The sequence below is a fragment of the Pelomicrobium sp. genome, assembly GCF_036803785.1.
In the GTDB taxonomy this organism is placed as follows: Bacteria; Pseudomonadota; Gammaproteobacteria; order Burkholderiales; family UBA6910; genus Pelomicrobium.
In genome coordinates, this window is record NZ_DAIRTR010000173.1 from 1 (window position 1) to 5,231 (window position 5,231).

At 66.6% G+C, this 5,231-nt stretch carries 8 protein-coding genes; 2 read left to right on the forward strand and 6 right to left on the reverse strand.

Going from position 1 to position 5,231, the window contains the following annotated elements:
- The 5 genes from V7Q81_RS14460 to V7Q81_RS14480 form a co-directional block, all read right to left on the reverse strand.
- A partial coding sequence (locus V7Q81_RS14460; protein ID WP_333844657.1) for an ABC transporter permease occupies positions 1-975 on the reverse strand: 975 nt, incomplete at its 3' end.
- On the reverse strand, positions 972-1,610 hold the full coding sequence (locus V7Q81_RS14465; RefSeq protein ID WP_333844659.1) for an ABC transporter ATP-binding protein: 639 nt from the start codon (positions 1,608-1,610) through the stop codon (positions 972-974). The genes V7Q81_RS14460 and V7Q81_RS14465, both read right to left, overlap by 4 nt.
- Positions 1,611-1,632: 22 nt before the next feature.
- On the reverse strand, positions 1,633-2,688 hold the full coding sequence (gene aroF, locus V7Q81_RS14470; RefSeq protein ID WP_333844661.1) for a 3-deoxy-7-phosphoheptulonate synthase: 1,056 nt from the start codon (positions 2,686-2,688) through the stop codon (positions 1,633-1,635).
- A gap of 57 nt (positions 2,689-2,745) precedes the next feature.
- Positions 2,746-3,189, reverse strand: a complete 444-nt coding sequence (dksA, locus tag V7Q81_RS14475) for an RNA polymerase-binding protein DksA (protein ID WP_333844664.1) — start codon at positions 3,187-3,189, stop codon at positions 2,746-2,748.
- 275 nt (positions 3,190-3,464) lie between these two features.
- Positions 3,465-3,881: a MerC domain-containing protein gene (locus tag V7Q81_RS14480; protein ID WP_333844666.1), complete on the reverse strand. Its 417-nt coding sequence runs from the start codon at positions 3,879-3,881 to the stop codon at positions 3,465-3,467.
- Here V7Q81_RS14480 and V7Q81_RS14485 point away from each other — a divergent pair.
- On the forward strand, positions 3,880-4,008 hold the full coding sequence (locus V7Q81_RS14485; protein WP_333844669.1) for a hypothetical protein: 129 nt from the start codon (positions 3,880-3,882) through the stop codon (positions 4,006-4,008). The two genes, V7Q81_RS14480 and V7Q81_RS14485, sit on opposite strands and share 2 nt — an antisense overlap.
- 114 nt (positions 4,009-4,122) lie before the next feature.
- Here the strand turns inward: V7Q81_RS14485 and V7Q81_RS14490 are convergent, their stop codons facing one another.
- Positions 4,123-4,590, reverse strand: a complete 468-nt coding sequence (locus V7Q81_RS14490) for a Fur family transcriptional regulator (RefSeq protein ID WP_333844672.1) — start codon at positions 4,588-4,590, stop codon at positions 4,123-4,125.
- A 143-nt stretch (positions 4,591-4,733) separates the two neighbouring features.
- Between V7Q81_RS14490 and V7Q81_RS14495 the strand changes: the two genes are divergently transcribed.
- On the forward strand, positions 4,734-5,231 hold a 498-nt coding region (locus V7Q81_RS14495; protein ID WP_333844674.1), incomplete at its 3' end, for a cation diffusion facilitator family transporter.

Here is a 5,231-nt window from a genome sequence, read left to right on the forward strand (position 1 = left end):
CTCCAGCAGGAGCAGCCCGAAAAGGTGTCCCGGCCCCGCCCCCAGGGTGCGCATGATGGCCAGGTCATAGCGCCGCTCCTCTAGGGCGTTGTACAGGGCGATGAACACGCCGAGACCGGCGCCGGCGATGAGCACCAGGGCGAAAGCCCGCAGCACCTCGGCGCCAACCCCCAAGAGCTGAAACAGACGCGCCGTCTCGAAGGCAGGGGAGGCTGCCTGCAGGGCACCTTGGCTGTTTACCCAGCGGGGAAAAGTGACTGCCGCCAGGGGAGAAGCGTACTGGACGAGGAGCGCCGTCAACGCCTTGTCTGCGTCCCAGTCGGGCGTGCCGTCGGGGAGCAGGGGCTGCGGCGCGTCTGCCTGGGCGTGCACGTCCCACACGCTCTCCACGGCTGTCAGGATCAGCCGATCCAACACGGTGCCGGTCGGATGGAGGATGCCCACTACGTCGTAGGGGTGTTCGTGGTGCTCCTCTCCCGCTTCGACGATGCCGTGAACGCCGGAAAACGTGTCCCCCACCTGCAGTCCGGTGGCGCGGGCCACCTCCGCCCCCAGCACCGCCTCCAGGGGATCGAGCCACAGCTCGCCGCGGGCGATGCGCCCACCATAATGCGCGACCAGCTCGTGGGTCGTGCCCACGATGCGGTAGCCCCGGTAATTGTCCCCCAGGGCGAGGGGAATCGCTTTCCTGACTGCCGGGTGCGCCTCGATGGCGCGAGCTGCCTTCAAAGGAATGTTGCCAGTGGGCACGTCCAAGTGATAGACGCTGGAGAGCACGAGCTGCAGGGGACTGCCCTTCGCTCCCACCACCAGGTCGATGCCTTCGGCATCCCGCAGCATGCGCTTCTCCAACTGCTCGGTCACCAGCATGAGCACGGTGATGGAAGCCACCCCCAAAGCGAGCAGCAGCAGATTGAGGGCCGTGGTCAGCTTGCGGCTGGCCAAATAGGCGAGACTGAGCTTCAATAGGCTCACCTCTGTTCCCCCAGCCGGTATTGCTTGCCCATGCGGCGACACACCCGCTGGTCATGGGTGGCGATCACCAGGGTGGCGCCGCAGGCATCCGCCTGAGACTCGAGCAGATCGACGACTTGGGCGCAATGGGCGTCGTCCAGGTGGGCGGTGGGTTCGTCGGCAAGCAGCAATTGGGGCCGGTTTACCACCGCCCGGGCGATGGCAACCCGCTGGGCCTGGCCTTGGGACAGCTGTGGCGGTTTTGCCTCCGCCCATGGCTCGAGGGAAAGGGCGCGCAGGACTTCCCGCGTCCGCGCCTCGTCCTGGGGCAGTCCCGCCAGATACTGGGCAAGCCGCAGATTATCCAAAACCGTGAGACTCGCCACCAGGTGCAGCCGCTGGGGCACGAGCCCCACGTGCCGGCCGCGGAAGCGGTCCAGCGCCGCCCCGGACAGCGCGTCGAGGGCGCAGCCGTTCACCTTTACCCGGCCTTCCGTGGGCCGCAGGATGCCCGCCAGGATGTGGAGCAAAGTGGTCTTGCCGCTGCCGGAGGCACCGGTGAGCAGCCAGTGCTCCCCGGCGAACGCCTTCCAATCCGGGATCGAGAGCACCAAGGTGTCGCCGTAGCAGTGCTTGAGCTTCTCAATTTCGAACATTCCCGTGCGCGTTCGGTTTCCTTTAGGCGGCGCGGGTCGCCCGGGCAGCGGGCGTCCATCGGTCCACGCCGCGGCCCAGGGCCCGGGCGAGGGCGTCGAGCGACTCCACTAGGTCCTTGAGCTCCTGGGGAGTCAAGGCCTGGTCGGCGTCGCACCAGGCCTCACACGGGTTGGGGTGGGATTCGATCAGCAGCCCGTCGGCGCCCGCCGCCACCGCCGCCCGGGCGAGGGCCGGCACCATCCAGGCTTTGCCGCCAGCGTGGGACGGGTCCACGATCACCGGCAGATGGGTCTCTCTCTTGAGCACCGGGATGGCGGTCACGTCCAGCACGTTGCGATAGGCGGTCTCGAAGGTGCGAATGCCCCGCTCGCAGAAGATAATGTCGTGGTTGCCACCGGCGGCGATGTATTCCGCCGCCATGAGCCACTCGGTGATGGTAGCGGACAGACCCCGCTTCAGGATCACCGGCTTTTTCACCCGCCCGACTTCCTTAAGCAGGTCGAAGTTCTGCATATTGCGGGTGCCGATCTGGATCACATCCACGTCGAAGGCGAGGAAGGTGTCCAGCATGCGCACATCCATGAGCTCCGTGACGATGGGCAATCCATAGGCGTCGCCCGCCTCCCGCAGCATCCTCAAGCCGTCGATCCCGAGCCCCTGGAACGTGTAAGGGCTGGTGCGCGGCTTGAAAGCACCGCCTCGCATCAGCCGGCAGCCCGCCTCCGCCACCCCCTTGGCGGCGAGGCGCATCTGCTCCGACGTCTCCACCGAGCAGGGGCCGCCGATCACCTGGACCGGGCCGCCGCCGATGGGCACGCCCCGCACCTGAATCACGGTGTCCTCTCGGTGCCACTCCCGGGCCACGATTTTGTAGGGCTTGAGCACATGAATCGCCTGCTCCACGCCCGGCAGGCTCTCAAACATCTCTTCGGTGAGCTTGCGCTCGTCGCCGATGGCCCCGATCACCGTGCGCTCCGTGCCGCGGGAGATGTTCACCCCCAGTCCAGCTTCCCGGATCTTGCGCACCACTGCCTCGACCTGGGCGTCTGAGGCATCGTTGCCCATGATGATGATCATCGGTTCCGTCCTTTTATCGCCGTGTTTGACGCAACACCGGAAAGGAGTCCCTCGGGCTCAATCGCCGTAGGTTCGCTCCCGCCGCTCGCGCCGTTCCTGGGCCTCGATGGACAGGGTGGCCGTGGGGCGGGCAAGCAATCGGGGGATGCCGATCGGCTCGCCCGTGTCCTCGCAATAGCCGTACGAGCCGTCCTCGATGCGCTTGAGCGCTGCATCGATCTTGTGCAGGAGCTTGCGCTCCCGGTCTCGGGTGCGTAACTCCAGGGTGTACTCCTCTTCCAGCGTGGCCCGGTCCGAAACATCCGCCACCGCTTCCACCTTCTTCAGTTGGGCGCTGGTTGCGTCCGCGTTGGCCAAGAGCTCTTTGCGCATGGCGAGCAATCGCTGGCGAAAAAAGGCGAGCTGAGCCGGGTTCATGTACTCTTCGGGGGATGCCTTGAGCAGCTCCTGCTCGCTCGGCAGCGCTGCCGGGGTGTTTGTGTGGGTCCCTTTGCGGGTCATGAGGCACCTCCTTGCAAACTGCAGCAGCGCGGCGTGGCCCTCGCGCATTCATGGGAATTGCGCCTCTGCGCCATGCGAACCTCCTGTCGTCCGTGGTGATGGGGCAGGGCCGGGGTACACCGCGGCCCTAGTCGAACGGCCCATTATCCCCTACTGTGCGACCTCGCGTCCCCCGCGCCGCACAACGGCAGGACCGGCCCCGTGTGTCGCCCGCCCACCGCCGCAGCAAACGCTGACAAACCCGAGCCCATGGCCCATCCCTAGAACGGTCGATCTCATTCCCCGCCGCGGGCTGCCTGGCAAGCTGCGCATGCTCGGCAAAAGCTGCGGTTTGCCAGGTGGGCCGCCATCAATACTGCCGATCCCACCACGGTGAGGAGGGTCTCGCCCGTCTCCCCCAGGATGTCTTCGCCCGCCATGGCGGCAAAGAGCACCACTGCCAACCCCCCCGCTCCCAGCGCTGGCACGAAGCGCTGCCGGTGACGCGAGAAGCCGGGAACGAAAGCCCCCGCCGCCAGCAGCACCAGCACTCCGCCGAACACTTGATGGACCCATTCCCCGGCCCACAACTCGGCGCCCGCCACTGGCATCAGGGCCATCACCAGGGGCGTGGCCAGGCAATGGAGCAGGCACAGGGCGGAAGTCCACAGGCCGGCCTGATCCCAGGCCGAATGGTAGGCGCGAGCGATCATGACTCCTTCCTCCCCGATCACCAAGGGCTGGGCGATGCAGGCACTGCGGCGCAGGCGGGCCGTCCGAGGGGCGGGGGCGCCCCCTTACCCCGACGCCAACGGGGTAAGCCGCATCGCGCCGACCTAGGGGCCTCTCCCTGATGGGGCCATCCCTTTCCCAGCCACAAAATGCAACTGAATTGCATCTTGTCCAGAGCATCGGCCGGACCGGCTTCCTCGTCGCCCGCCGGCACAACCGGTTTTAGTGACCGCCAACACAGCCGGCGCAGAGCCCCCGAATGGTGAGCTCCACTGTCCGGGAGCGGTAGCCGGGAGGCAGCATCAAGGCGTAAGCCGTGCTGGTGTTGTCTAGGCAAAAAATCGCACCGCAGCGCTCGCACTTGAAGTGAGCGTGGCCAGACGCGGCCCCGTCCGCTTGGGCTTTGTAGCGCCACACCCGGTCGTCGCCCGCGATGCGGTGGGCAAGCCCCTCACCTACGAGCCACTCCAGAACCCGGTACACGGTGACCCGATCTACCCGCTTGTGCCCGATCAGGGCCTCCTCTACCTCGTGGTGGCTCAGGGGCTGGTGTGCGGCGAGCAGCACGCCGAGCACCTGCGCCCGAGCTGGCGTAGCGCGCTTGCCGCGCTGGCGGATCAAGGCTTCGGCCGCGCGGGAAGCGCGAGTGGCAGCGAGCGATGGATGGCGATTTATCCCGGACGTTTGCATGGCAGGAAATTAAATCACGCCGGGGAATTTTTTGCAACTCTGTTGCGTAAAGACCGGACACGATCTCATCCTCACGCCCGATACCGGCGGCCGATGGCTTACAATTCCTCGGATCAATCATCGTCTGTGCCTGTTGCAACCCCATGACCGCCCACTCTCTCGACCCCTCCCGCTGGCAGCACGAGCACGTGTTTCATCACGGTAACGCCGCTGGCGAGCGCAACACCTGGCGGGTTGTGGCCATCACCAGCGTCATGATGGTGGTGGAGATTGTGGCCGGGTGGCTGTTCAACTCCATGGCCTTGCTGGCGGACGGCTGGCACATGAGCACCCATGCCGTAGCCCTCGGCGTTTCGGGCCTCGCTTATGCCCTCGCCCGGCGCTGGGCGCGGGACCCGCGCTTCGCGTTCGGCACCTGGAAGATCGAGGTCCTCGCCGCTTTCGCGAGCGCCGTGTTCCTGGGGGTCGTAGCCCTCTACGTGGCGGCGGAGTCGGTCACTCGGCTCTTCCGTCCGCTACCGATCGACTACGATCAGGCGCTCCTCGTCGCCGGCCTGGGACTTGGGGTCAACCTTCTGTGCGCCTGGCTGCTGCGGGAGCACCATCCCCATTCCCACGCCAGCGACGATCCCGCCCACGAG

What these genes read in the sequence shown, in the direction of transcription:
- V7Q81_RS14465 (WP_333844659.1), bottom strand. Translation starts at nt 1,610, where the DNA reads ATGTTCGAAATTGAGAAGCTCAAGCACTGCTACGGCGACACCTTGGTG.
- aroF (WP_333844661.1), bottom strand. Translation starts at nt 2,688, where the DNA reads ATGATCATCATCATGGGCAACGATGCCTCAGACGCCCAGGTCGAGGCA.
- dksA (WP_333844664.1), bottom strand. Translation starts at nt 3,189, where the DNA reads ATGACCCGCAAAGGGACCCACACAAACACCCCGGCAGCGCTGCCGAGC.
- V7Q81_RS14485 (WP_333844669.1), top strand. Translation starts at nt 3,880, where the DNA reads ATGACTCCTTCCTCCCCGATCACCAAGGGCTGGGCGATGCAGGCACTG.
- V7Q81_RS14480 (WP_333844666.1), bottom strand. Translation starts at nt 3,881, where the DNA reads ATGATCGCTCGCGCCTACCATTCGGCCTGGGATCAGGCCGGCCTGTGG.
- V7Q81_RS14490 (WP_333844672.1), bottom strand. Translation starts at nt 4,590, where the DNA reads ATGCAAACGTCCGGGATAAATCGCCATCCATCGCTCGCTGCCACTCGC.